The sequence below is a fragment of the Rhizobium sp. C1 genome, from assembly GCF_021026335.1.
GTDB lineage: Bacteria > Pseudomonadota > Alphaproteobacteria > Rhizobiales > Rhizobiaceae > Ensifer_A.
The window spans coordinates 74,766-100,503 of the sequence record NZ_JAJNCY010000003.1; the positions used below are offsets into that span (position 1 = coordinate 74,766).

Annotated in this window: 19 protein-coding genes; 14 read left to right on the forward strand and 5 right to left on the reverse strand. The window is 62.9% G+C overall.

Annotated elements, in window-relative coordinates; genetic code table 11:
• Window positions 1–12: 12 nt before the first annotated feature.
• Together LQK83_RS08645 and glgX are read right to left on the reverse strand one after the other, a co-directional pair.
• Entirely contained in the window at window positions 13–798 is a 786-nt protein-coding gene (locus LQK83_RS08645) for an SDR family oxidoreductase (RefSeq protein WP_230836999.1), read from the reverse strand.
• A gap of 89 nt (window positions 799–887) precedes the next feature.
• Entirely contained in the window at window positions 888–2,951 is a 2,064-nt protein-coding gene (gene glgX, locus LQK83_RS08650; RefSeq protein ID WP_230837000.1) for a glycogen debranching protein GlgX, read from the reverse strand.
• Window positions 2,952–3,120: 169 nt separating this feature from the next.
• Between glgX and treZ the strand changes: the two genes are divergently transcribed.
• From treZ to LQK83_RS21745, 10 genes are all read left to right on the forward strand, one after another.
• Window positions 3,121–4,911: a malto-oligosyltrehalose trehalohydrolase gene (gene treZ / locus LQK83_RS08655; RefSeq protein WP_230837001.1), complete on the forward strand. Its 1,791-nt coding sequence runs from the start codon at window positions 3,121–3,123 to the stop codon at window positions 4,909–4,911.
• A 260-nt stretch (window positions 4,912–5,171) separates the two neighbouring features.
• Window positions 5,172–6,125: a 1-phosphofructokinase family hexose kinase gene (locus tag LQK83_RS08660; RefSeq protein ID WP_230837002.1), complete on the forward strand. Its 954-nt coding sequence runs from the start codon at window positions 5,172–5,174 to the stop codon at window positions 6,123–6,125.
• Window positions 6,126–6,228: 103 nt separating this feature from the next.
• Window positions 6,229–7,677 carry a pyridoxal phosphate-dependent decarboxylase family protein gene (locus LQK83_RS08665; RefSeq protein WP_230837003.1) on the forward strand — a complete coding sequence of 483 codons (1,449 nt, stop codon included), beginning with the start codon at window positions 6,229–6,231 and terminating at the stop codon, window positions 7,675–7,677.
• A 58-nt stretch (window positions 7,678–7,735) separates the two neighbouring features.
• Complete coding sequence (gene hpaI / locus LQK83_RS08670) at window positions 7,736–8,542, forward strand: 4-hydroxy-2-oxoheptanedioate aldolase (RefSeq protein WP_230837004.1); 807 nt, start codon at window positions 7,736–7,738, stop codon at window positions 8,540–8,542.
• A gap of 231 nt (window positions 8,543–8,773) precedes the next feature.
• Complete coding sequence (locus LQK83_RS08675; RefSeq protein ID WP_230837005.1) at window positions 8,774–9,940, forward strand: HPP family protein; 1,167 nt, start codon at window positions 8,774–8,776, stop codon at window positions 9,938–9,940.
• Window positions 9,941–10,032: 92 nt separating this feature from the next.
• Complete coding sequence (locus tag LQK83_RS08680) at window positions 10,033–11,016, forward strand: helix-turn-helix domain-containing protein (RefSeq protein ID WP_230837006.1); 984 nt, start codon at window positions 10,033–10,035, stop codon at window positions 11,014–11,016.
• Window positions 11,017–11,120: 104 nt separating this feature from the next.
• Entirely contained in the window at window positions 11,121–13,148 is a 2,028-nt protein-coding gene (locus LQK83_RS08685) for a hydantoinase/oxoprolinase family protein (RefSeq protein WP_230837007.1), read from the forward strand.
• Between the two features lie 5 nt (window positions 13,149–13,153).
• Window positions 13,154–15,121 carry a hydantoinase B/oxoprolinase family protein gene (locus LQK83_RS08690; RefSeq protein ID WP_230837008.1) on the forward strand — a complete coding sequence of 656 codons (1,968 nt, stop codon included), beginning with the start codon at window positions 13,154–13,156 and terminating at the stop codon, window positions 15,119–15,121.
• Between the two features lie 270 nt (window positions 15,122–15,391).
• Complete coding sequence (locus LQK83_RS08695; protein ID WP_230837009.1) at window positions 15,392–16,774, forward strand: aspartate aminotransferase family protein; 1,383 nt, start codon at window positions 15,392–15,394, stop codon at window positions 16,772–16,774.
• Window positions 16,771–17,436: a nuclear transport factor 2 family protein gene (locus LQK83_RS21745; RefSeq protein WP_330166270.1), complete on the forward strand. Its 666-nt coding sequence runs from the start codon at window positions 16,771–16,773 to the stop codon at window positions 17,434–17,436. Before LQK83_RS08695 ends, LQK83_RS21745 begins: the two co-directional genes overlap by 4 nt.
• A 99-nt stretch (window positions 17,437–17,535) precedes the next feature.
• On the opposite strand, the gene LQK83_RS08710 is transcribed toward LQK83_RS21745, so the two are convergent.
• Together LQK83_RS08710 and LQK83_RS08715 are read right to left on the reverse strand one after the other, a co-directional pair.
• Window positions 17,536–18,633, reverse strand: a complete 1,098-nt coding sequence (locus LQK83_RS08710) for an NAD(P)-dependent alcohol dehydrogenase (RefSeq protein WP_230837010.1) — start codon at window positions 18,631–18,633, stop codon at window positions 17,536–17,538.
• Window positions 18,634–18,706: 73 nt separating this feature from the next.
• Window positions 18,707–20,179 (reverse strand): benzaldehyde dehydrogenase, encoded by a 1,473-nt coding sequence (locus LQK83_RS08715; RefSeq protein WP_230837011.1) that lies wholly within the window; start codon window positions 20,177–20,179, stop codon window positions 18,707–18,709.
• 329 nt (window positions 20,180–20,508) lie between these two features.
• On the opposite strand from LQK83_RS08715, the gene LQK83_RS08720 reads away from it, so the two are divergent.
• Entirely contained in the window at window positions 20,509–22,293 is a 1,785-nt protein-coding gene (locus tag LQK83_RS08720; RefSeq protein ID WP_230837012.1) for a sigma-54-dependent Fis family transcriptional regulator, read from the forward strand.
• On the opposite strand, the gene LQK83_RS08725 is transcribed toward LQK83_RS08720, so the two are convergent.
• Entirely contained in the window at window positions 22,294–23,199 is a 906-nt protein-coding gene (locus tag LQK83_RS08725) for a LysR family transcriptional regulator (protein ID WP_230837013.1), read from the reverse strand. It abuts the gene before it with no gap.
• Between the two features lie 134 nt (window positions 23,200–23,333).
• Here LQK83_RS08725 and pxpA point away from each other — a divergent pair, with 134 nt between their 5' ends.
• The 3 genes from pxpA (at window position 23,334) to LQK83_RS08740 (ending at window position 25,727) form a co-directional block, all read left to right on the forward strand.
• Window positions 23,334–24,056, forward strand: coding sequence for a 5-oxoprolinase subunit PxpA (pxpA, locus tag LQK83_RS08730; RefSeq protein WP_230837014.1), 723 nt, complete (start codon window positions 23,334–23,336; stop codon window positions 24,054–24,056).
• A gap of 73 nt (window positions 24,057–24,129) precedes the next feature.
• The gene (locus tag LQK83_RS08735; protein ID WP_109854377.1) at window positions 24,130–24,363 is read left to right on the forward strand and encodes an acetyl-CoA carboxylase; all 234 of its coding nucleotides are present in this window, start codon (window positions 24,130–24,132) and stop codon (window positions 24,361–24,363) included.
• Window positions 24,363–25,727, forward strand: coding sequence for an acetyl-CoA carboxylase biotin carboxylase subunit (locus LQK83_RS08740; protein WP_442966724.1), 1,365 nt, complete (start codon window positions 24,363–24,365; stop codon window positions 25,725–25,727). The genes LQK83_RS08735 and LQK83_RS08740 overlap by 1 nt, the downstream gene beginning before the upstream one ends.
• Window positions 25,728–25,738 lie beyond the last annotated feature (11 nt).

Sequence of the window (25,738 nt, forward strand, 5' to 3'; positions counted from 1 at the left end):
GACGCCCCGAAATTATCTGATGAGACTTTGTGCGCCATCGACAAAAATCACCGAGCCGGTGACGTGACGCGCGGCGTCCGAGGCGAGAAAGGCGACGACGCTGGCCACTTCGGAGGCCTTGCCCGATTTTCCGCCGGTCAGCGGAATGTCGCCATCGGGAAATTCGACCGGCACTTCTACGCTTTCGGTGTCTCGACGCGTCGTATTGTTCTCGATCGACGTCTCGATGGCACCGGGGCAGACGGCATTGATGCGGATGCGATCGCCGGCCAGTTCCACGGCGAGCTGTTTCACGAGAGCGACCTGGGCGGCCTTCGTCGCCGCATAGGCGCTGGCGCCGGCCGAGGTGAAGGTCCGCGTCCCGTTGATAGAGGAGATGACGACGATCGCGCTCTTTGCCGATTTTCTCAGATAGGGCACGGCGAAATGGATGCTTAGATAGCTGCCGCGCAGATTGACGGCGATGGTCTTGTCCCACTCGTCGGGCTTCAGGTCGGCGATGGGCGCCCACACGCCGTTGATCCCGGCGTTGACGACCATGACATGCAGCCCGTCGCGTTCGGAAAACTGCCGGATCGCCGAAGACATGGCCTTAGCATCCGATACGTCGGCGACAAGAATTTCGGCGGTGCCGCCCAGCTGTTCGACCTCTTCCGCGACCTTGCGCAACTCGTCTTCAGTGCGGCCGAGCAGGCCGATCGTATCACCCTGCCGGGCAAAGGCCATGGCAGATGCCCGGCCGATGCCGGAGCCGGCGCCCGTGACGATAATGCGTTTGGATGGACGGTAATCGGTCATGCCCTGGCCTTCCTTTTCGCCTGTTCTGCCCGCATCTCAACGACGCGGGACCCGAACACGACGGGACAGGCCTTGTTCCCGATGCGAGGCTAGCCCTTTCGCGAAAAAACGAGAACGCTCTGGCCGGGGATTTCGGTCATCCGGTTTTCATCGATGTCCATCTGTTCCGCCGAGGTGAAAGCCGGCTGCCAGCCATTTCCGTCGGGCAGCTGGATGGGCGTGGCGTCACCGGCGTTCAGCGCGAGAAGCAATTCGTCTGCCGTGCCGTCTTCGCCCGGCGCATCCTTCAGGTGCATCATGACGATGCGCGTTTCGCCATTCCCCCATGCCGCCTCGTCCATGCCCGAGCCATCCGGCTTCAGCCAGCTTACGAAAGGTGCTGGCGGATCTCCGGGCTCTCCCTTGAGGAAGCGCTCCTGCCGCAGAAGCGGATGCGATTTGCGGAAGGCGATGGCTGCCCGGCAGAAATCGAGAAGCGGGTCTTCGCGGCCCTCCCAGGAAATCCAGCCGATCTCGTTGTCCTGACAATAGGAATTGTTGTTCCCGCCCTGGCTGTTGCCGAGTTCGTCGCCGCCGAGCAGCATGGGAACGCCCTGGCTGAAGAAGAGGGTGGCGATCATCGCGCGCCGGCGGCGGGCACGTGCCGTGAGCACGTTTTCGTCCTCGGTCTCGCCTTCGATACCCATGTTGTCCGACTGGTTTCCGTCATGGCCGTCGCGATTTTCCTCGCCATTGGCCTCGTTGTGCTTGTCGTTGAAGGCCGTGACATCGGCGAGCACGAAGCCGTCATGCGCGCTCAGCAGATTGACCGAAGTGGTCGCGCTGCGGCCGGAATGGTCGAACTGCACCGGCGAGCCGGTGAGACGCTCGGCGAGCGGTGCAACAAGACCGGAATCCTTGCGCCAGAACCGGCGGACATCGTCACGGAACTTGTCGTTCCATTCGCGGAAGGGAAAGGGGAAGCCGCCGACCTGATAGCCATCCATTCCCACATCCCAGGGCTCGGCGATCAGCTTGACGCCAGCAAGGATCGGGTCCTGCCGGATGGCGTCGAAAAAGCCGCCCTCGCGGTCGAAGCGCAGGCCCTCTCTGCCGAGCGTCGAGGCGAGGTCGAAGCGGAAGCCATCGACATGCATCACGCCCACCCAGTAGCGCAGGCTGTCGAGCACCATGCGCATGACCATCGGGTGGGCGACATTCAGCGTGTTTCCGGTCCCCGTCGTGTCGAACGTGTGGCGCAGCTCGTCAGGCGACTGGATATAGTAGCTCAGATTGTCGATGCCGCGGAAGCTGAGCGTCGGCCCGCGTTCCGAGCCTTCCGCCGTGTGGTTATAGACCACATCCATGATGACTTCGATGCCGACGCTGTGGAACGCCTTCACCATCGTCTTGAATTCGGCGATCTGATCGCCGGAGAGATAGCGTGATTGCGGCGCGAAGAAGCCGAGCGTCTGGTAGCCCCAGAAATTGCGCAGGCCCTTTTCGACCAGATAGCGGTCATCGAGGAAATACTGAACCGGCAGAAGCTCGATTGCCGTGACGCCGAGTTTCGTCAGATGGTCGAGGATCGGCTCGCTGCACATGCCGAGGAAGGTGCCGCGCAAATCGTCCGGCACGTCCGGGTGCTGCATGGTCAGCCCGCGCACATGCGCTTCATAGATGATCGTATCCGTCCAGGGACGGCGGATCGCCTCGTCGCCGCTCCAGTCGAAATCGGGGTTCTGCACCACACCCTTCGGCATAAAGGCTGCGCTGTCGCGCTTATCGAAGGACAGGTCGCCATCGTCCGCGCCGATCGTGTAGCCGTAAAGGCTGTCGTCCCAGCTGAGGTCGCCTACGATCTGCTTGGCATAGGGGTCGAGCAGAAGCTTGTTCGGGTTGAAGCGATGACCGTTCTTGGGATCGTAAGGTCCGTGGACCCGGTAGCCGTAGAGCGTGCCGGGCTGAAGGCCCGCCACGAAGCCGGACCAGATGTCGCCCTCGCGCTTCGGCAACGCCAGCCGCTGCGTCTCTTGCTTGCCGTCGGGCGAGAAAAGGCAGAGCTCGACGGCTTCGGCATGGGCGGAAAAGAGCGCGAAATGCGTTCCCTCGCCAATGAATTCCGCGCCAAGTTCGGGTTTCAGAAAATCGAGTTCGGAAAACGAATAGCTCATGAATATGCCTCGGGAGGAAAGGGAAGGGCCGCGTCAGCAACGTCGCAGCCGGCAATAGGTTCCGGCCATTTTCAGTCGGAACACCCGGTGGCTTCATGTGTTCGAGCCCCCGACGAAATCCGGACAACGAAATCGCAGCGGTCCGGACATCAAGGACGAGGAGAGACGCATGACGGGCAAGGACGCGACGACATCGGCCTGGGGACCGCAGTGGCTGGAAGACGGACGCGTTCGCTTTCGCCTATGGGCGCCTGAGGTCGGGCCGCCGGAAGTTGTGGTCGAAGGGGCGCGATATCCGATGACGGCTGTGGGGGAGGGATGGTTCGAGGCGGACGTTGCGGACTTGAGCGAAGGAGCGTCCTATCGTTTCCGCCTGCCGGACGGGACGGAGGTCATCGATCCCGCCGCGCATGCCCTGCCGCAGGGGCTCGATGGCCCCTCATCTCTGGTCAACCACCGGGGTTATCCTTGGAGGACGCAAGACTGGACCGCCTTTTCCTGGGAAGAAGCTGTCGTGAGCGAAATCCATATCGGGACTTTCACGCAGGAGGGCACCTTCGCCGCCGCGATCGAAAAGCTGCCGCATCTTGCCGAAACAGGGATCAATGCCCTCGAAATCCTTCCCGTCGGACAGTTCCCGGGTGAGCGCGGCTGGGGTTACGACGGCGTTGGCCATTATGCGCCGCATTGGGCCTATGGTACGCCCGATGATCTGAAAGCCTTCGTGGATGCGGCCCACGCGCATGGCATCGCCCTGTATCTGGATGTGGTCTACAATCACTTCGGACCCGAAGGAAACCATGTTCCGCGCTATGCGCCGGGCTTCTTTCTCACGGAGCGTGAGACACCCTGGGGAGTGGCGCTGGATTTCACCCGAAAGCCGGTGCGCCGCTATTTTATCGACAACGCCCTGCATTGGCTGGAGCACTATCGTTTCGACGGGCTGCGGTTCGATGCGACGCATGAAATCTATGACGCCTCCGAAGAGCATGTGCTGAGCGAGATCGTCAGAGAGGCGCGGGGGCGATTTCCGGACCGCCATATCCATCTGATTGCCGAAGGGCAGCGCCATCGCTGGGGCATGGTGAGCTATCACGCGGCCCGGCCTCTGCTTTACGATACCGGCTGGAACGACCATTTCCATCAGGCGCTGAACGTGATCGTTACCGGCGAGGCCGGCGGCTATTACGCGGATTTTGCCGATGACCCGGAAAGCGGGCTCGCTCTTGCCATGGAGGGGCGCAGGCCGGGGGCACGCAGCCCCCGCGAAATGGTGGGCGAGGCGGATTATGCGGAAGCGCACTGGCCGCCTCAGGCCTTCATGAATTTCCTGCAGAACCACGATCAGGTTGGCAACCGCGCCTTCGGCGACCGGTTGTGGACGCGGATCGACCCGCCGATGGCGCGAATTCTCACGGCGCTTTTGCTGCTGTCGCCGCAGATCCCGCTTCTCTTCATGGGTGACGAATATGGGGAAACGAACCCCTTCATGTTTTTTGCCGATTACACCGGCGAACTGGGCGAGGCCGTGCGCGAGGGACGCCGCAGCGAGGCCGAGAATTTCGGTAGCCTTGCCCCGGGCGACAAGGAGACGGCACTTCCCGATCCGCTGGCCCCCTCGACATTTGACGCCAGCAAGCTCGACTGGTCACGCCCCGGCTCGCAAAGAGGAAAGGAGCGGCTGGCGCTGCATCGCGAACTGATCTCGCTCCGGCGACGGCACATCGTTCCGCTTCTGGCGGCGCGGGAACCGGTCGAGGGCAAGGTCGTCAAGGCGGAGCAGGGCATTCTCGCCATGGACTGGCGTTTTACCGGCGCCACCCTGCAGCTGCGCGCCAGATTGTCGCCGGGTTCCGCAGAACTGCCCGGCGCCACGGGCCGCATCATCTGGTTCGACAGCCCGGAAGCTATCGAGAACGGGCCGGAGATCACGGTGGCGATCAGGACGTCAGAGGGCTGATTTCACGCAGAGGGCCGAACACCGGCGACTGCGGCGTCGTCCTGAACCTTTCGGATATGGCAAAGCGTCTCGGACCGCACGGTTGCGCCTCGCAGGTTCTCGGCGAGGATTGCCATTTCGAAGGCCTCTTCCGGTCGCATATTTGCCGGCTTGTGCCGTGAAAAGGTTTCCCTCGTCCGGTTGCTGCTTGACGCAAGTCAAGGCCGGGAAAGGGGCCGGTTCCTACGGTTGCGGTCGATCCGGCCCATGGAGGGGAAAATATGACCATACTTGCCGTGGCGCTCAATCCATCGGTCGATGTGTCCAGCGACGCTGCGCGCGTGCTGCCGACCCGGAAGGTGCGCACCCACAACCAGCGACGGCATGCCGGCGGGGGCGGGGTGAATGTCGCGCGCGGCTTTGCCATGCTGGGCGGTCATCCGCAGCTTCTGATCATGGTTGGCGGCGAGGTCGGTGCGCTTCTGATGGATGCTCTGGCCGGCACCGCGATCGACGTTGCGACGGTCCGGACGGCCGAGCCGACGCGACTTGCCTTCATGGTCTATGAGGAGGAGACGGGGCTTGAATATCGCTTCGTTCCCGACGGTCCGGCCGTCACCTCGGAGGAAATCGAGGCGGCGATGGATGTCGTTCGCGATTTCAAGGGTGCTTTTCTGGTCTTGAGCGGTTCGTTGCCGCGCAATGCACCGGATTACACCTATGCCCGTATGGCGGCTGTCGCCGCCTCGGCGGGGGTGAAGGTCGTGCTCGACACGTCCGGCAAGGCGCTGCTGACGACGCTGAAACAGGCGAAACTCTTCCTCGTCAAACCAAGCCTGAGCGAGCTGGAAACCATTGCGGGCAAGAAGCTCGACGAGCGCGGCATTGCCGAAACCGCCCGCCAGATCGTCGACGAAGGCTGGTCGGAATATGTCGCGGTGACGCTCGGCCGTTCCGGCGCGCTTCTCGTTGGTCGCGAGATCAGCCTGCGCCTGCCGGCGATCCATGTTCCGGTTCGCTCGGCGGTGGGCGCCGGCGACAGCTTTCTCGCCGCACTGGTGTGGAAGCTGGAGGAGGGGGCGCCCATTGAAGACGCCTTCCGCTTCGGTCTTGCGGCAGGTGCCGCCGCTGCCTTGACGCCCGGAACCGAATTGTGCCGGCGCGAGGACGTGTTTGCGATCTACGAAGGCCGCCTCGGCGCGTCCGAGAAACAGCCTGAGGCTTTGGAGCCCTGAACCCAAGCAGTCGAGTGAACGCAGCCGATTTTACGAAAAACGCCCTCGCCAAGTCTCTCACGCGTCTTTACGAAAAAGCGAGGCAGAGCAGCGGGAGGACGACATGCAAAAAGACGAATTCGCCCAATGGTCGCGCAAGGCGGCCGACTGGGGTGTGGAGTATCGCGCGGGGCTGAACGAGCAGCCCGTCCGCGCCCGCACCGCACCCGGCGACATCGCCCGCCAGATCGCCGCCGAGCCGCCCCTTGCTGGCGAAAGCATGGAGGCGATCTTCGCGGATTTTGAAAACATCATCATGCCCGGCATGACGCATTGGCAACATCCGCGCTTCTTCGCCTATTTCCCGGCCAATGCCGCGCCCGTGTCGGTGATCGCCGAATATCTCGTCTCGGCCATGGCAGCGCAATGCATGCTCTGGCAGACTTCGCCGGCCGCGACGGAACTGGAGACGAAGGTGCTCGACTGGCTGCGCCAGGCTATCGGATTGCCGGAGGGTTTTTCGGGCGTCATCCAGGATTCCGCCTCTTCCGCGACGCTTGCCGCCGTGCTGACGATGCGCGAGCGGGCGCTTGCCTGGAACGGCAACAAGGCGGGTCTCGCCGCCAATCCGGCGGTGCGGGTCTATGCCTCGACACAGGTCCACACCTCCATCGACCGCGCCATCTGGGTTTCCGGCATCGGCGAGCAGAACCTCGTTCGCATCCCGTCGTCCGGGCCTTTGAAGTCCATGAATGTCGACGCCCTTGAGGCCGCCATCCTTGCCGATAAAGCCGCAGGCTTGCTGCCCGCCGGCGTCATCGCCTGCACTGGCGGCACGAGCACGGGCGCCTGCGACACCATTGCGGACGTGGTGCGCGTCGCCCACGCCCATGGGCTCTATGTCCATGTCGATGCCGCCTGGGCGGGCTCGGCGATGATCTGCGAGGAGTTTCGGCCGCTCTGGGCTGGCGTGGAACAGGCGGATTCCGTCGTCTTCAACCCGCATAAGTGGCTCGGCGCGCAATTCGACTGCTCGGCGCATTTCATCCGCAGCCCGGACGACCTGGTGAAGACGCTCGCCATCCAGCCGGAATATCTGAAGACCCATGGCCGAGATGGCATTGTAAACTATTCCGAATGGTCGGTGCCGCTTGGAAGACGGTTCCGGGCGCTGAAGCTCTGGTTCCTGCTGCGCTACCACGGCCTCGAGGGACTGCGCGCCGTTATCCGCAATCATGTTCGCTGGTCACAAGGGCTCGCCGAGCGGCTGCGCGAGGAGCCGGGCTTCGAGATCGTGACCGAGCCGGTCCTGTCGCTCTTCTCCTTCCGCCATACCGGCGGCGCGGATCGCGACGCGCATAACATCGCGCTGGTCAACGCTATCAACGAAGACGGGCGCATCTATCTGACGCAGACTCGTGTCGACGGCGCGATCGCCATCCGTTTCCAGGCGGGCTCGTTCGAGATGACGGAAGCCGATATCGAGATTGCCTTTGAAGCGATCACGGAAATTGCGCGGAGACTGTCGAAGCCGGATGAATACGGCTTGCGCGCAGGTAATGGGCAGGCCTAGAAGGCGGGCATGTCGCGGTGATCTTTCGCGCAATGTTTCCACCAGAAGGAATGTGTCCATGCCCGCTCCCAAGAACACCTTCAAGCAGGCGCTGAAAGAGGGGCGGACGCAGATCGGGTTCTGGCAGGCGCTGACCTCGCCGACGGCGGTCGAGATCTCGTCCAAGACCGGCTTCGACTGGCTGCTGATCGATGGCGAGCATGCGCCGAACGACCTGCCGATGATGATCACGCAGCTGCGCGCCATGGCCGGCTCGGCCTCGCATCCGATCATCCGCCCTCCGGTCGGCGAGACCTGGATCATCAAGCAGTTGCTGGACATCGGCGCGCAGACGCTGCTGATCCCCATGTGCGACAGCCGCGAAATGGCCGAAGCGATGGTCAAGGCGATGCGCTATCCGCCGGAAGGCGTGCGCGGCGTCGGCTCGATCCTCGCCCGCGCTTCGGGCTATAACAGCATTCCGGATTATCTGCAGACGGCCAACGACGAGGTCTGCCTTCTCCTGCAGGTGGAAAGCCGCGCAGGCATCGCGGCGCTCGACGAGATTGCCGCGGCGGAAGGCGTCGACGGCGTCTTCATCGGCCCCGCCGATCTCGCCGCCGACATGGGCCATCTTGGCCAGCCGGGGCATCCGGAGGTGCAGGCCGTCATCGAGGACGCGATTGCGCGTATTCTCAAACAGGGGAAGGCTGCCGGCATCCTGATCGGCGATCTGGCGCTCACAAAACGCTATGTCGAGCTCGGCGCGACCTTCGTTGCCATCGGCAATGACGTGACCCTCTTCGCCAATGCCGCCCGCAAGCTGCTGGACGATTATCACAAGACGGAGCCTGCCAGGGCGACGGGTGACGTGCAGGTTTATTGAGGCGCATAGTGGGATCGGCCCGGAGTGGCTTGCCTTTCATTTGTGCAGAGAAGGCAGCGCGCGCAGCTTGGACGGTCCGTGGGCAGCGCTTAGGTCGGGGTTGAATGCTCTGCATTTGAGCAAAAGCGAATTTTTTCGCCAATCCGGACGTTTTTAGAATGTTCAGGCCTCACGCCAACACCTGAAACCTGCTAATCCGGTGCGTCTTTTTCATTGCGGCGGTTCTCCCTCATGTCGATCTTTCAGCGGCTCAATCCCTCGCTCGCCCCGACCAGCCTGCGCGAGCGCGGCCGAGCCGCCGGCGGTGCGCTGCTCGGCATTGCGCTGACGGGGCTGGTGAGCACGCTGGCGCTCGGCAATAGTGGTCTCGCCGCCCCGTTGCTCGTCGCGCCGATGGGCGCGTCCGCTGTCCTGCTCTTCGCCGCGCCCGCCAGCCCGCTGGCCCAGCCGTGGTCGATCCTCGGCGGCAATGTCGTCGCGGCGCTGATCGGCGTCACCTGCGCGCTCTTCATTCCCCAGCCGCTGTTTGCCGCCGCCTTTGCCGTGGGACTGGCGATTGCCGCCATGCTGGTCCTCAACTGCCTGCATCCGCCAAGTGGCGCGGTAGCGTTGACCGCCGTACTCGGCGGTTCGGCCGTGCATGCGAGCGGCTACTGGTTCGTGCTAACGCCGGTGGCGCTCAATTCCGTCCTGCTGCTGGCACTGGCGCTCGCCTATAACAATCTGACCGGTCATCGCTATCCGCATCTGCCACTTAAGATCCCGGCTGTCGGCGGCGGTGCTGAAAAGGCCGATCCGATCGAGGCGGATATCGAGGAGGCGCTTGAGCAATTCGATGAAGTCGTCGATGTCAGTCCCGACACGATGGCGACGCTCTTCCGTCGCACGCAGCTCGCCGCGCATGAGCGCCACCATCATGGCCCGCTGACGGGCGAGATCATGTCGCGCAATGTTTTGACCGTGCGCACCGATGAACGCCTGCGGGCCGCATGGCGCCTTTTCTCCATCCATCACGTCAAGGCGCTGCCGGTGGTGGATCTCGATGGCCGGCTCGTGGGCATGATTTCGCAGGCCGATTTCCTCTCCAATTCCGTTCTTTCGGACGATGGCAACCTGCATCTCGGCTTCCGTCGCCGCGTGCTGGCTAAGCTCAGCCGAGCGCGCGTTCCGCGCTTCGTCGGCGACATCATGGACCGCCGCATCCAGCCGACAAAACCGGAGACGTCCGCCTTCGCGCTGGTCATGCGTATGGTGGACGAGGGGCTGCATACGATCCCGGTCGTGAACCAGTCCGATCGCCTGGTCGGCGTTGTCAGCCAGGGCGACCTCCTCGCCGCCCTCTTCCGCGCCGATCTCGATAGGGCCAGCGAGCCTGTCTCGCACGCCGCAGGCACATAAATTATGCGTTTTTGACCAATACCGGCGACGGTTTTCATGTATTCTCCCCACCATAAACGAAGGCCATAAGGTCATCAGGGGAGCGTCGAGGAATGAAATATGTCGTCGATACTGTAGGGAATGTGTCAGGCGGAGACGCCTGGCAGGCGGCGGTTACGGAAACCTATTTTCCGCTGGACACCGAATATAGAAACCGGCGCGAATTCAAGGGCGCGCTGGAAACATGGTCGCTCGGGCTGGTCGGTGTGTCGCGCATGCAATGCGACGGGCTGATCTATCGCCGCCAGCGCCGGCATTTCCTCAACGAGCGGGATTCGAGCCTGCTGATCACCATTCCGACGCTGAGCGAAGTCAACTTCTCGCAAGGGTCGCGGACGGTGAAATGCCAGCCAGGCGGCTTCCTGGTCGAGCGCGGCGATGCGCCTTACGAGTTCTGGCATGGCCGGACGAATGCACTCTGGGTGCTGAAAGTGCCCTCGGCCAGTGTCCGTTCCCGCATCGGCTCGGCGGATCGCCTCAGCGCCCTGAGCTTTGACGCCACGCAAGGGGTTGCTGCGCTTTTCCTCGACACGGTTCGCCTGACCATCGAGCGCGCGCCGGAAATCAACGATGCGGCGCGAGAGCTGGCCGGCAAGCATATTCTCGACATGCTTTGCCTTTCCATCGTCAGCGACGACCGGGTGTTGGACAGCAATGTCTCGCCGATCCGCGCCAGCCACCTGCATCGCGCCGAGCAATATATCCGCGATAACCTCAAGGACCCGGATCTGGGTCCGCAGGCGGTGGCCGATGCCTGCGGGATTTCGCTGCGCTACCTGCAGGGTCTCTTCCAGGATAGCGACAAGTCCATCAACAGCTTCATCCGCGACTGCCGGCTGGACCGTTGCGCGGAAGACCTGATGTCGCTGACGGCGAAGGGCACGATTGCCGAGATCGCCTATCGATGGGGCTTCGCCGACCAGTCGCAGTTCTGCAAGCACTATCGCACCCGCTTCGGCTGCTCGCCGTCCGACACGCGCCGGCAATCAGTCAACGCGCCCGACACGCCGCCGGCGGGACGAAGCCGCCGGATTTGATGACGGCCTGATGCAATCCAAGGTTGTTCAACATTGAACCGGTTCCCCGTGGGGAACCGGAACGACCCCTCGCGTCCTTTCGACGCGCATTTTGAGGACCCAGCATGAGCAAGACCAGAGTCGCCGTCGATGTCGGAGGAACCTTCACTGACATCTGCATCATGGACGAGGAGAGCGGCGCGATCCGCATCGAGAAGACGTCTTCCACGCCGCATGATCCGATGCAGGCAATCCTGAACGGGATCGAGCAGGCGAAGATCGACCTCTCCGAGGTCACGATGTTCTCGCACGGCACGACGGTTGCCACCAATGCACTGATCACCCGGCGTATACCGCGCACCGCGATGGTCTGCACCGAAGGCTTCCGCGACGTCGTGGAAATCCGCCGCTCCAATAAGGAAGATCTCTGGGATACCTACAAGGATGTCGCCAAGCCCTATGTGCCGCGCCGCGACCGCCTGACGGTTCTGGAGCGCGTCGATGCCGACGGCAAGGTGATGACGCCGCTGGACGAGGCAGGCGCCCGCCGCGTGGCCGAGATCTTAAAGAAGCGCGAGGTGAAGTCCGTCGCGGTCTGCTTCATGAACTCCTATGTCAACGGCGAGAACGAACGCCGCATGCGCGATATCCTGAAGGATATCATGCCCGACGTTCCGGTTTCCATTTCCTCGGAAGTCATGCCGGAAATCTTCGAGCATGAGCGCTTTTCGACGACGATGGCGAATTCCGTCTGCGCGCCCGTCGTGGTCGACTACGTCTCTCGTCTCGGCGACAAGCTGGCCGAAGGCGGCTACAGCCGGGACCTGCTGCTTCTCCACAGCGGCGGCGGCGTGATGACGCCGGCGAGTGTGAAGGAATTCTCGGCGCGCCTCGCGGGCTCCGGCATTGCCGCGGGCGCGATTGCCAGCCGCTTCATCGGCAATCTCTGCGGTTTTCCCAATTCCATCGGTTTCGACATGGGCGGCACCAGCACCGACGTCTCGCTCGCCTATAACGGCGACCCGCGCATCACCAAGGACTGGTATATCGAATACGGCTACCCGATCCGCTTCCCCTCGATCGAAGTCCTGACCATCGGCGCCGGCGGCGGGTCGCTTGCCTGGCGCGACGAGGGCGGGTCGCTGCGCAACGGTCCGCAATCGGCCGGCGCCTATCCAGGGCCGGCCTGCTACAAGAACGGCAACAGGACCGCGACCAACACGGACGCCAATGTCGTGCTCGGCCGTCTCGGCACCAGCCTTGCCGGCGGCAAGATCACGCTCGACCCGGCGCTCGCGACTGAGGCCGTCCAGGACACCGTTGCTACCCCGTTCAATATGGAACTGCATCAGGCGGCAGAAGCCATTGTTGCCGTCGCCAATTCCAACATGGCGAATGCCGTTCGTCTACTCTCGATCAGTCGTGGCTATGACCCGCGCGATTTCGCGCTTGTCGCCTTTGGCGGGGCAGGTGCCCTGCATGGTGCGGCGGTCGCGAAGGAACTCTCGATCCCGACGGTCATCGTGCCGCCGAACCCCGGCGTGACCTCGGCGCTGGGCTGCCTGCTGGTGGATGTCCAGCACGACTTCTCAGACAGCTTCATGACCAATGCCTCGACCGTCTCGCCCGACGAGATGGAAGCGGCCTTCGCGAAGATGGAAGCGCAGGCCGTCGAGCGGCTGACGCATGAGGGCGTGGCGCGGGAAGACATGACGCTGATGCGTTCCGTCGAGATGATGTATGCCGGCCAGTGGCGCTCGCTCTCGGTCTCGGCACCGGCAAAGATCACAAGCGTTTCCGATCTGGTCGAAGGCTTCCATGCCGAGCATGAGCGGGAGTTCAATTTCCGCCGCGACGAGGCCCCGGTCGCCATTTTCCGCATTGCGATCAAGGCCATCGGCACGGTTCCGAAAGCCGACATGCCGAAATACGAGGAGCGGCTCCACAAGGCTGCGCCTGTCTCCCGCCGTAAGGTCTGGTTCGACGCGGTTGCCCATGACGCGGCGATCTACGAGCGCGAAAAGCTGGAAGCGGGCGCCGCCTTCGAGGGCCCCGCGATCGTCGAACAGTTCGACTCCACGACCGTCGTGCCGCCCGGCATGAGCGCGAAGGTCGACGCCTATATGAACATCCTCATTTCCACGAAAGGCTGAACCCCATGAACAAGATGATGAATGTCGGCGGCAGCCTCGACCCCGTGACCTTCGAGGTTCTGAAGAACTCCTTCATCACCTCGGTCGATCAAATGGCCGAGCAGATGCTGCGCACCTGCTATTCCTTCGTGATCTACAACCGCGACTTTTCCAACGGCCTGCATGATAGCGACGGGAATTCCGTTGCCCAGGGCAACCAGGATATCGCGGTGCATGTCGGCACGCTGCATTTCACCTGCAAGGACGTGATCCGCGCCTTCGAGGGCGAGATGCTGCCGGGCGATGTCTATGCGATCAACGATCCGTATGCCGGCGGCACGCATTTCTCCGACGTGCGTCTTGTCCGCCCGATCTTCGACGAGGATCATTTGATCGGCTTCTCGCAGTCGAACGGCCACTGGTCGGATCTCGGCGGTTCGGTTCCCGGCTCCTTCGACGTAACGGCGCGGGACATGTTCCGCGAGGGCATGCGCATTACGCCGGTGCGGCTCTTCCATGGCGGGCGCTTCTGCGCCGACGTTGCGAACCTGATTGCCGCCCAGACGCGCGACCCGGCCTCGATCATCGGCGATATCCATTCGCAGGCGCAGGCAACGCAGGTGGCGGAGCGCGAAATCCTGCGGCTGGTGCGCAAATATGGCCGAGATCAGGTCACGCAGGGCATGCGGGAAGTGCAGGACTATGTGGAGCGCGCGGCGCGCAAGCGCATTGCCGAACTGCCCGATGGCACCTGGGAGACGGTGGACTATATCGACCGCGATCCGGCCACCGGCGAGGGCATGATCCCGATCCGCATCAAGATGACCATCAAGGGCGATACGATCCATTACGACTTCACCGGAAGTCACTCGACCATCGCCTCCATGTACAATTCGGCGCCCGGCGCGACCTTCTCGGCCGTCGTCGCAGGCACCAAGACCTTCTTCCCCGACCTGCCGCTCAATTCCGGCTTCTACCGGATGATCGAGGTGACGGCGCCGAAGAACAGCGTCGTCAGTGCCGAATGGCCGATTGCAGTGACCGGCTTCCTGATGCCGTTTGAGAAGATCATGAACGCGATCTTCGAGATGTGGTCCAAGATCATGCCGGAGCGGGCGATCGCCTGCGCCTTCAATCTCGAATATCTGCTGGCCGGCGGACTGGATGCCCGCAAGCCGGAAAAGCCGATCTTCATGTTCTACGAATGGCTGCCCGGCGGCTGGGGCGGGCGCAACGGCAAGGACGGCGCGGATGTGACGACCGCCTGCTTCGGCACCGGCCTGATGTCGCAGCCGAACGAGGGCAACGAGCGCGTCAACCCGACCCATACGGTCGAGTTCCAGATCCTGCAGGACTCGGCCGGTCCGGGCAAATGGCGCGGCGGCGTCGGTGTGCAGAAGACCTCGCTGCTGCTCGAATCCGAAAAGTCGGTCATGTCCTATATCTGCGACCGCGAACGCGCCGTCGTCTGGGGCGTGGAGGGCGGGCTTCCCTCCATGCCGCATGGCCTGACGATCAAGCGGGCGGGCGAGGAGAAGGAAACCTGGCTCGGCTCGGTCTTCTCGGATTATCCCGTCTTCTCAGGCGATCAGTTTGCCCGGCCGACCGCAGGCGGCGGCGGCTTCGGCGATCCGCTGGAGCGCGATCCGCAGAAGGTTCTCGTCGATGTGATCGACGACTATGTCTCGATCCGCCGCGCCGCGCTCGACTATGGCGTGGTAATCAAGGAAATTGACGCCGATCTCTGCGAATACGAGATCGACACGGCCGCGACCGAGGCGCTGCGCGCCGACATGCGCGCCAGCCGCAAGGGCTGGGCGCGGATGGAGCCGGCGGAGGTCTCGCGTCTCTACAAGGCCGGCGAGATCGATGCGCTCGATGCGGTGCGCCGCTATGCCGTGATCCTCGACTGGGAAAGTGGCGAGGTGCTGCCGAAGACGACCGAGCAGTTCCGCGAGAGCTACGAAAAGCGTACGGTCGCCCATTGGGGCTGATCCATCGATGGCCGGCGGGTGCTCCGCCGGCCAAATTGTCCGCCAGGTTCAGTGGCCCTATCTGTTTTTCCGATATGACAATCCGGAAATGACTATTTCACATGGCTCGTTCCGCAAGCGAAGATTGCGCCGGGCCGAAACAGCTTCTGCAAAACCGCAACCCGGGTTTGCCAGGAAATGTTCACGGAAACCCGGTCAGCGGATTGTCTTTGGCGCTCTCTGTCTGCGGCTTTTCATGGGCTCGACCTGGCGACACGAACGAGAGACCTGATGACGAACCTGTCCAACTCCCTTGCCGCGGCCGATGTCGCGAATGTCATGCACCCCAACACCAATATGCGTCAGCACGAGATCACCGGGCCGATGGTGATCGCGCGGGGCGAGGGCATTCGCGTCTATGACGAGCAGGGCAAGGAATATATCGAAGGGCTGGCGGGGCTCTGGTCGGTGGCGGTCGGCTTTTCCGAGAAGCGTCTGGCGGATGCAGCCTACAAGCAGATGCTCAAGCTGCCCTATTACCATACCTTCACCTCGAAATCGCACGAGCCCTCCATCCGGCTTGCCGAAAAGCTGGTCGAGATGACGCCGGAAAACCTGACGCGCGTGTTCTTCACCTCCTCCGGTTCCGAGGCCAATGACACGATCGTGAAAATGGTCTGGTTCATGAACAATGCGCTGGGGCGGCCGCAGAAGAAGACCTTTCTTGCCCGCAACAAGGCCTATCACGGGATCACGGTCGCCTCTGGCAGCCTCACCGGCCTGCCGGTCAACCATCGCGATTTCGACCTGCCGGCAATCCCGGTGCGGCATCTGACCTGCCCGCATTTCTATCGTTTCGGCCTGGAGGGCGAGACGGAAGAGGCCTTCACGGCCCGGCTGCTCGCCGAGCTGGAAGAGGTCATTGCGCATGAGGGCGCGGAAACGATCGCCGCCTTTATCGGCGAGCCGCTGATGTCGGCGGGTGGCGTCATGCCGCCGCCGGTTGGCTATTGGGAGGGCGTCGAGAAGATCTGCCGCAAGAACGATATCCTGCTGATCTCGGACGAGGTCATCTGCGGCTTCGGGCGGCTCGGCACGCCTTTCGGCTGCCAGAAATACGGCTTCACGCCGGATATCATGACGGTGTCGAAACAGATCACCTCGTCCTACATGCCGCTGGCCGCTGTGATTGTCAGCGATCCGGTCTATCAGGCGATCGCCGATCATTCCTCCGTGCTCGGCAATTTCGGCCACGGATTCACGGCGTCCGGCCATCCGGTCGCCACCGCCGTCGGTCTCGAAAATCTGGCGATCATCGAAGAGCGCGACCTGATGGGCAATGCGGCGCGCATGGAGCCGATCTTTCAGGCCGGACTGCGCGCCTTTGCCGATCATCCGCTGGTCGGCGAAGTGCGCGGCACGGGCCTCATTGGCGCGCTGGAACTTGTTGCGCACAAGCCGACACGGAGGCCTTTCCAGAAGGTGGGTCGTGTCGGTGCGCTCGCCGCAAAGATTGGTCACGAGGAAGGCCTCATCTTCCGCGCCATCGGCGACCAGCTGGCGCTTTGCCCGCCGATGATCGTGACGGAAGAGGATATCAGGGAAATCATGGTCCGCATGGATCGCACGCTCGCGCGGCTCACCGATGCCGTCGCACAGGAGGGACTGGAATGAGTGCTCAGCAGGCTGAACCCGTCACCCATATCGATGACGACCGTTTCCGTGTGACCGAATGGCGGTTTGCGCCCGGCGCGGAAACCGGCTGGCATGTCCACGGCCACGACTATGTCGTGGTGCCGCTTACCGACGGGCAGATGGGCCTCGTCGGTCCGGACGGCAAGAAGGCGGAGGCCCAGCTGAAACAGGGCATTCCCTATTCGCGCCGCACGGGCGTTGCCCACAATGTCAGCAATATCGGCGAGACGCCGTTTTCTTTTCTCGAAATCGAGGTGGTCGAAAACGAACTCGAGCAGACGCGGCTGGACGTCATGCGCCGCTTCTCGGCCGCCTGGAATGCGCATGATCTTGAGACGATCATGGAGCTGACGGCCGATGATTGCGCGTTCCATGCTTCCGCCGGTTCCGAGGCCGAAGGGGCAAGGCACATTGGTCGTGACGCGGTGCGCGCGGCTTATGCCGGCATCTTCGCCGTCTTCCCGGACGGCCAGTGGACCAACGGCAAGGCGATGATCAGCGGCGATACGGGGCTCACCTGGTGGCGTTTTGTCGGCACGACCGCTGAAGGCAAGAAGGTCGAGGTAGACGGCTGCGATATCCTGACCTTTGCGGGCGAGAAGATCGCCGTGAAGGACAGCTATCGTAAGACGCGGAGCTGAGAGACGATCCGGCAATATAGTATTGATGGGATCTTTAGCGCCGACCCGGTAGAAATCGGGTCGGCGCTTTTGTTGCCTCTGGTCCGACTGTTTCCGCGCTCACATTCTGACGATCGGCTTGATCGTCCTGCCACTTTCGGAATCGTGAATGGCGGCGTTGATCTCGTCGAAGGGGTAGAAGGTGATGAGCTTGTCGAAGGGGAAGAGGCCCTTGGAATAAAGCTCGACCAGTTCCGGAATGAACGTGTCCGGATTGGACTCGCCCTCGATGATGCCCATGAGGCGGCGGCCGCCGGACATGAAATGCGTCTCGTTGAGCTGCAATTCGGCATCCGGGCCGGAGGCGCCGAGAATGCCGCAGGTGCCCTTGTTGGCGAGCGACATGACCGCGGAACGGATAACGGCCGGTATGCCGGTCGTGTCGAGCGCGAAGTTGAGACCGCGCCCGGTGATCTTCATGATTTCTGTAACGGCATCGGCCTTGCCCGGGTTGATCGTGTGCGTCGCGCCGAGTTCCTTCGCGAGCGCCAGGCGCCCGTCATTCATATCGACGGCAATGATTGTGGTGGCGCCGACGACCTTGGCGGCCATGATCGCAGAGAGGCCAACGGAACCTGCGCCGAAGACGGCGAAGGACTTGCCGTGGCTGACCTGCAGCGCGTTCATCACCGCACCCGCGCCGGTCTGGACGCCGCAGGCGAGGGGCCCCAGCAGTTCAAGCGGTGCGGTATCCGGCACCTTGACGACGTTCAGCTCGTTGCAGATTGCGTAGGTCGCGAAGGACGACTGGCCGAAGAAGTTGGAGTGGATCGTCTCGCCCTTGGCGGATAGCGCCGTCGAGCCGTCGGTGCGGGTGGCGAAGAAGTTGCGCGGGAAGAATTCCTCGCAATAGGTGATCGTGTTTTCCTTGCAGCACTGGCAGGTGCCGCAGGAGGCAAACGTCATGACGACCTTGTCGCCCGGCTTGACCTTGTAGACGGCCGAGCCGACTTTTTCGACGATGCCCGCGCCCTCGTGGCCGAGCACTACGGGCAGCGGCGTCGGCAGCATGCCGTCACGCACGACGAGGTCGGTGTGGCAGACGCCGGTGGCGACGACCTTCACCAGGATTTCATTGTCGCGCGGCTCTTCGATATCGATCATTTCGATGGAAAGCGGCTTGCCCGTTTCGCGGGCAACTGCGGCCTTGATCTGCATGGGGTTTTCCTCCGGAACTTTTTGCGTATGCCGGACGCGGAAGAACCGCGCCCGGCGGGGGTCTCAGGCGATGTCAGAACGGATAAGGGGTGGCGGCGTCCTTCACCGAGATCCACTTCCAGGTGGTGAATTCCTCGATGTCGGCGGGGCCGCCGATGCGCGTGCCGTTGCCGGATTTGCGCGGACCGCCGAAGGGCGCGAAGGGGCCGCCATTCACCGTCTGGTCGTTGATATGGACCATGCCGACATCCAGTTCGTCGGCGATGCGCATGGCGCGGGCCGAATTGCCGGAGATGACGCCGGCGGCGAGGCCGTATTCGCTATTGTTGGTCAGCTCGATCGCCTCTTCCTCGGTCTTGAAGGTGGCGATGCAGGCGACGGGGCCGAAGACCTCTTCATGGAAGGCGAGCATGTCCGGCGTGACGTCGGCGAGAACCGTCGCGGCATAGAAGCGGCCGTCATGCGTGCCACCGGCGAGCAGCTTGGCGCCCTTGGCGACCGCATCGTCGACGAGACGCTGGATATTGGCGACCTGGCCGTCCGAGATGATCGGGCCGAGCGCCACCTGATTGGTGGACGGATCGCCCGCCGGCAGGTGCTGCGCCTTGGCAACCAGCTTTTCGGTGAGCGCGTCGGCAATCGGCTCCTGCGCGAGGATCAGGCCCGTTGCCATGCAGATCTGGCCCTGATGCAGGAAGGCGCCCCAGGCGGAGTTGGAAGCGGCGATGTCGAGATCGGCATCGTCCAGCACGATCAGCGAGTTCTTGCCGCCGAGTTCCAGCTGCACCTTCTTGAAGTGACGGCCTGCCACTTCAGCGACCTTCGAACCGCCGCCGGCCGAGCCGGTGAACGAGATCATGGCGATATTCGGGTCCTTGCACATGGCCTCGCCGGCATCCGCGCCACCCGGCACGATCTGGAGCACGCCCTTCGGCAGGCCGGCTTCCTCGAAAATGCGGGCGATGATGATGCCGCCGGAGATCGGCGTGCGCGGGTCGGGCTTGTGGACGACCGTGTTGCCGAAGGCGAGTGCTGCGGCAATCGAGCGGACAGAGAGAACCAGCGGGAAGTTGAAGGGCGAGATGACGCCGACGACGCCATGCGGCACGCGCTTGGCATAGTTCACGCGGTTGTCCATCGTCGGCAGCATCAGGCCGGTCGGCTGGGTCGCGAGCGTCGCGGCATGGCGGATGAAGAGCGCGCCATGCTCGATCTCGATCCCGGCCTTCGGATAGATCGAGCCGCTTTCGCGCATGATCCACGGGATCAGCTCCGCGCCGTTTTCTTCCAGCAGGTCGGCAGCCTTGTTGAGGATTTTGGCGCGTTCGACGCCTGTGGTTTTCGCCCAAGCCTTCTGCGCGGCCTTCGCCTCCGCTGCGGCGCGGGCAATATCGGCGGGGCCGCCAATGCCGACGGAGGCAATCAGCGCGCCGGTCGCCGGATCGCGGACTTCCGCCACGCCGGCGCTCGTCTTCTGCCAGTCGGCGAAGAAGGCGAGGCCCTGCCAGCGTTCGGCATCCAGGAAATTCTGGTTCTGCATGTTCATCTGTTCTCTCCTCCATGTTGCTCTTCAAGCAGAAGGAGGGGCAAAGCTCCGCCGTTGCTCGAAACGCTGGTTTTTCAGCGGCTTGAGCGTTTGAAGTCCGACGATGTGCGGGCGATGTGCCCTCCCTTTGCCGCCTCCTCAAGCGGTAAAAACGAAACTGCAAAGAGCGTGCCAGATCGACGTCGCGCTCGACTGCTCTCGGCAAGCAATTGAAAAAGCTTAAATACCGATCAATGTCTGACCCGGTCGCCGGGCGTGCTTGCCTTTCGGAAAATTCATTATAATATAAAACAATTCATCAAATCATGAATTCGTTGGGAGGCGGAGACATGAAGCGGCAGCAGCCAGGGCTTATCTCTCTTGCGGAAGCCTCCAAGGGTTTCGAGACGTTGCGCTCGCGCGGCGCCTATCGCGAACTCGCCGATGGCGCGGCCCCGACGCTGAAGGAACTCACCGAAGCCATCCATTTCTCGCTCGGCGACGGACGCATCTGGCTGAATGACCAGCGCGTCGTTCTCATGCAATCCAAGGTGCTGGGGCGGCTCAGGCAGGAGATCATCGACGCTTTCGGCTTCGAGAGCGCCAAGGCGCTGTTCATGCGGGTCGGCTACATGCAGGGCGTGCGCGATGCCGAACTGATCCAGACGCGCTTTCCGACCAAGGACCTGACCCACGCGCTTGCCGCCGGTCCGCGCGTGCACACGCTTGAGGGCTTCGTGAAAGTGACCACGAAGCATTTCGAATATGATGTCGAAAAGGGCACCTATTTCGGCGAATTCGACTGGCACGATTCCTCCGAAGCCGGCGAGCATATCGCGGCGTATGGACTTGCGGCCGAGCCTGTCTGCTGGATGCAGACGGGTTATCCGTCCGGCTATTCGAGCTTCCTCTTCGGCCGGCCGATCATCTTTCGCGAGGTCGCCTGCGCCGGGATGGGGGCGGATCACTGCACCGTCATTGGCCAGAATGCCGAGGCCTGGGGTTCGGATGCTCCGGAGCGCGAATATCTCGGGCTGGAGTGGAAGGCACCACGCAGCCGCAACGCCCGGCCGAAATCACCACGGGCGGAACCGGATACGGCCGCGCATCCGGCCGGTGCCTCCCAAGGCGAAGTCGTTGGCGTCTCCGCGGCACTCTTGCGCACCCGGCATATGTTGGAGCGCGTCGCCGATACGGATGCGACCGTGCTGTTCATCGGTGAGTCCGGTGTCGGCAAGGAGCTGTTCTCCAACCAGCTACACTTGATAAGCCCGCGCGCGGCCGGCCCCTTCGTGCCGATCAACTGCGCGGCGATCCCGGACAATCTGGTGGAATCCGAACTCTTCGGCGTCGAGAAGGGTGCATTCACGGGCGCTACCGCCTCGCGCGCCGGCTATTTCGAACGCGCCTCCGGCGGCACCCTGTTCCTCGACGAGATCGCCTCGCTGACCTATTCGGCGCAGGGCAAGGTTCTGCGCGCGGTGCAGGAGCGCAAGATCGAGCGGGTCGGCGGATCGCGGACGATCCCGGTGGATGTGCGCGTGGTGGCTGCCTCGAATGTCGATCTGGCGAGCGAGGTCCGGGCAGGGCGGTTCCGGCAGGATCTTTATTTCCGGCTCTGCGTCTTTCCCATCGTCATTCCGCCCTTGCGCGAGCGGCGTGACGATATTCCGCTGTTGACCGAGCATTTCCTGCGGCTCTTCCGCACCCGCCATCGTCGCGACGTGACTGGCTTCACCCGCCGCGCCATCGATGCGCTGCTGGCCTATGAGTTCCCCGGCAATATTCGCGAGTTGCAGAACCTTGTGGAGCGTGGCGTCGTATACGCGAACGAGGGCGGGCAGATCGATATCCAGCATCTCTTCACCGGCTTCGAGCGGACGCCGGCGCTCGGCATGCATCTGACGGAGGAGGGCAGGATCGAGGCGGAGATTGCTGGCGGGCCGCCGCTCTCCGTATCGACTTCCGTGCGGCCGACCGCCATGCAAAGCCCTCAGGAACTGAAGGCCATCGAGCTTTCGCTTTATGAAAACGCTTTGCGGGACGCAGGGGGTAATGTCTCGGCGGCGGCGCGCAAGCTCGGCGTGACCCGTGCGAGCCTCGAATATCGCCTGAAGCGGAACGGCCTTCTCTGATCAGCCACCACCGCCCATGGTCACCGACATGAAGGCGCGGAAGGCGGCTGCGGCCGAACTGATGGGTCGCGATTTCGACCAGGCGAGACCCACGTCCATCGTGGGGATATCCTCCTTCAATCGCCGCACTTCAATGCGCTGGCCCTCCAGCGACCAGGGCCGGTAGACCATGTCGGAGAGGATGGTAACGCCGACGCCGGAGGCGACGAGCGAGCGGACCGCCTCGACGGAACTGGTCGAGAGAACGACGCGGGGGGTGAAGCCGGTCAGTGTCCAGTAGCGGGCGGCCGTCTTGCGCGCCTCGTCGACCGTCAGCATCACATAATCCTCCTCCGCGACGTCGGAAAGCGTGATCTCCTGCCTGTTGAGGAGCGGGTGATCGGCTGCCAGCCAGAGGCGGCGGGTGGAGCGCATCAGCAGTTCCTGCTCGATCTCCTCCCGGTTCTGCAGGTTCGAGACCAGCATGACCGCCATGTCGATATCGCCTGCCACCAGCCGGTTCTCGAGCGCCATGCGCGGCAATTCGGCCAACTCCACCTCGATATGCGGATAGGTCTTGCGGAAGCGCGCGTAATAACGCGACATGAAGTAGCCGACGACCGTATAGGTCATGCCAAGCTTCAGTTTGGCATTCTCTCCCGAGCGTTCGCGCAAGGGGGAGCGGACGGCGGCGGCGACCGCGCCTGTGATGACTCGTGCATGATCGAGAAATCGCGCCCCTTCCATCGTCAGCCGGACGCCGGCATGGGTGCGCTCGAACAGCACAACGCCTAGTTCAAGCTCCAGAGATTTGATCGCTGCGGTGACTGCGGATTGGGAGATGTTGAGGTCCACTGCGGCATGACTCACCTGTCCGCTATCCGCGGTTGCAATGAAATAATCAAGCTGTTTCAGTGTGATAGCCATTTTTCTTGCCCCTCGGAAGCATTATCTGTTTTTTCGATATTACATTCAAAAAATGACTATTTCACAAGATCCCTTAACTGCGCAAACATTGCTGCAACGCCGCAAAGACGGCAGCTTAATGAGGGGTACTAACCATGCCGGTCACACTGAACTGTGACATGGGAGAGAGCTTTGGCCTCTACCAGATGGGCGATGACAGCGGGCTTATGCCGCTGATCGACGTCGCCAATGTCGCCTGCGGTTTTCACGCATCCGACCCGAACCACATGCATCAGACCGTGCTCCGCGCCAAGGCTGCGGGCGTCAGGATCGGGTCGCATCCGGGTCTTCCGGACTTGCAAGGGTTCGGTCGCCGCGAGATGCGGATGACGCGTGACGAGGTACGCAATGCCATCGTCTACCAGACCGGCGCGCTGCTCGGCTTCATGAAGCCGGAAGGCATGGAACTCCATCACATCAAGCCGCATGGCAGCCTCTATTTCATGGCGATGCAACAGGAAGCCGTGGCACACGGCGTCTGCGATGCTGCGGAAATTTTCGGTGTGCCGCTCTTCGGCATGACCGGAACGCTGCATGAGGAAATCTATCAGGCGCGCGGCATTCCCTTCGTCGCCGAGTTCTACGCCGACCTCGAATACAATGCTGAAGGAAAGCTGATCCTGACCCGCGTCCACGACGCCAAGGATCCGGCCAAGATGGCGGAGCGCTGCGTGCGCGCCATCACCGAAGGCAAGGGCACGGCGGAAGACGGAACGCTTTTCCCGGTTCGCTGCGAAACGATCTGCGTGCATTCGGACACGCCGAACGCCATCGATATCGCACGGGCCGTGAAGGACGCGATCGCGCCCTGGCATTGACCGGCATCATGGCCGCATGATCTTTGTGCGGTGCAATATAGCATTTTCCTAATCAGACGAACTGGAGCACGATATGGCACAGATTCTCTCACCGCTTCCGGGCACATTCTATCGCAGCCCGTCGCCGGGCCAGCCTGCCTACAAGAACGATGGCGACAGCGTCGCAGTCGGCGATGTCATCGGCCTCATCGAGGTGATGAAGTCCTTCCACGAAGTGAAGTCCGAAGTTGCAGGCTCGAACATCCGCTTCTCGGCCGACAATGAAGAGCCGGTCATGGCCGGCGCACCGCTGGCGGATCTCGACTGATGCTCAAGAAACTGCTGGTCGCCAATCGCGGGGAGATTGCGGTCCGGGTCATCCGGGCGGCGAAGGACCTCGGCATCAAGACGGTGGCGGTGCATTCGGCTGCCGACGCGACCTCCTTGCATGTGCTTCTGGCTGACGAGGCCGTCAATATCGGCCCTCCCGCCGCCAAGAAGTCCTATCTCAATATCGATGCGATCATCGAGGCCGCGAAATCGACCGGCTGCGACAGCATTCATCCCGGCTATGGCTTCCTCGCTGAAAACGCCACCTTCTCGGATGCCGTCACGGCGGCCGGTCTCGTTTTCGTCGGTCCGTCGGGTGACGCGATCCGGCTGATGGGCGACAAGGTGTCGGCCCGCTCGGCTGCCGCGGCTGCCGGTGTTCCGGTGGTTCCGGGTTCGACCGGCCGCGTCGAAGGCATTGAGGCTGCGCGCCATATCCTGATCGATACCGGCTTTCCGGTCATGATCAAGGCGGCAGCGGGCGGTGGCGGTCGCGGTATCCGCATCGCCAACAACCTCGCCGAATTCGAACAGGCTTTCCCGCAGGCCGAGGCCGAGGCGCTCGCCGCCTTCGGCGACGGCGGCCTCTACATGGAAAAGGTCATCGGCAAGGCGCGCCATATCGAGGTGCAGGTTCTCGCCGACGGCAAACATGCCATTCACTGCTATGAACGCGAATGCTCGCTGCAACGCCGCCGCCAGAAGGTCTGGGAAGAAGCGCCGTCCCGCGCTCTTTCCGAAGAGTTGCGCGAAGAGCTTTGCGGCTCGGCGGTCGCGCTCGCCAAGGCGGTCGGCTATTCCGGCGCCGGCACGGTCGAATATCTCTATGACGATGAGGCGAACCGCTTCTATTTCATCGAGATGAACACCCGCATTCAGGTCGAGCATCCGGTCACGGAAGCGATCACGGGCATCGATCTGGTCTCCGAAATGCTCCGCATCGCCGGTGGTGAGCCGCTGCGGATCAGGCAGAAGGATGTCTCGGTGCGCGGCCACGCCATCGAGGTGCGCATCAACGCCGAAGACCCGTCGAAGGATTTCGCGCCGTTCCCCGGAACGGTCGGCGATCTGCGTCTTCCCGGCGGCCCGGGCGTCCGCTTCGATAGCATGCTCTATCCCGGCTACCAGGTGCCGCCCTTCTATGACTCGCTGCTGGCCAAGCTGATCGTGCATGGCGAAACGCGCGAGGCGGCGATCACGCGGCTGGTCCGCGCGCTGGGCGAGCTGAAAATCGATGGCATGAAGACGACGAAACCGCTCTTCCTTGCGCTTGCCGCCGATCCGTCGGTGCAGGCCGGGGACGTGCATACCCGCTGGCTGGAAGGCTGGCTCAACGACAACGCGGCGAAGCTCGCGGACTGACGGAAAAAGGG

Coding starts and splice junctions, on each gene's coding strand:
- pxpA (WP_230837014.1), top strand. CDS start 23,334: ATGCCGGTCACACTGAACTGTGACATGGGAGAGAGCTTTGGCCTCTAC.
- LQK83_RS08675 (WP_230837005.1), top strand. CDS start 8,774: ATGTCGATCTTTCAGCGGCTCAATCCCTCGCTCGCCCCGACCAGCCTG.
- LQK83_RS08645 (WP_230836999.1), bottom strand. CDS start 798: ATGACCGATTACCGTCCATCCAAACGCATTATCGTCACGGGCGCCGGC.
- hpaI (WP_230837004.1), top strand. CDS start 7,736: ATGCCCGCTCCCAAGAACACCTTCAAGCAGGCGCTGAAAGAGGGGCGG.
- LQK83_RS08720 (WP_230837012.1), top strand. CDS start 20,509: ATGAAGCGGCAGCAGCCAGGGCTTATCTCTCTTGCGGAAGCCTCCAAG.
- LQK83_RS08725 (WP_230837013.1), bottom strand. CDS start 23,199: ATGGCTATCACACTGAAACAGCTTGATTATTTCATTGCAACCGCGGAT.
- LQK83_RS08685 (WP_230837007.1), top strand. CDS start 11,121: ATGAGCAAGACCAGAGTCGCCGTCGATGTCGGAGGAACCTTCACTGAC.
- LQK83_RS08740 (WP_442966724.1), top strand. CDS start 24,363: ATGCTCAAGAAACTGCTGGTCGCCAATCGCGGGGAGATTGCGGTCCGG.
- LQK83_RS08665 (WP_230837003.1), top strand. CDS start 6,229: ATGCAAAAAGACGAATTCGCCCAATGGTCGCGCAAGGCGGCCGACTGG.
- LQK83_RS08695 (WP_230837009.1), top strand. CDS start 15,392: ATGACGAACCTGTCCAACTCCCTTGCCGCGGCCGATGTCGCGAATGTC.
- glgX (WP_230837000.1), bottom strand. CDS start 2,951: ATGAGCTATTCGTTTTCCGAACTCGATTTTCTGAAACCCGAACTTGGC.
- LQK83_RS08660 (WP_230837002.1), top strand. CDS start 5,172: ATGACCATACTTGCCGTGGCGCTCAATCCATCGGTCGATGTGTCCAGC.
- LQK83_RS08735 (WP_109854377.1), top strand. CDS start 24,130: ATGGCACAGATTCTCTCACCGCTTCCGGGCACATTCTATCGCAGCCCG.
- LQK83_RS21745 (WP_330166270.1), top strand. CDS start 16,771: ATGAGTGCTCAGCAGGCTGAACCCGTCACCCATATCGATGACGACCGT.
- LQK83_RS08690 (WP_230837008.1), top strand. CDS start 13,154: ATGAACAAGATGATGAATGTCGGCGGCAGCCTCGACCCCGTGACCTTC.
- treZ (WP_230837001.1), top strand. CDS start 3,121: ATGACGGGCAAGGACGCGACGACATCGGCCTGGGGACCGCAGTGGCTG.
- LQK83_RS08715 (WP_230837011.1), bottom strand. CDS start 20,179: ATGAACATGCAGAACCAGAATTTCCTGGATGCCGAACGCTGGCAGGGC.
- LQK83_RS08710 (WP_230837010.1), bottom strand. CDS start 18,633: ATGCAGATCAAGGCCGCAGTTGCCCGCGAAACGGGCAAGCCGCTTTCC.
- LQK83_RS08680 (WP_230837006.1), top strand. CDS start 10,033: ATGAAATATGTCGTCGATACTGTAGGGAATGTGTCAGGCGGAGACGCC.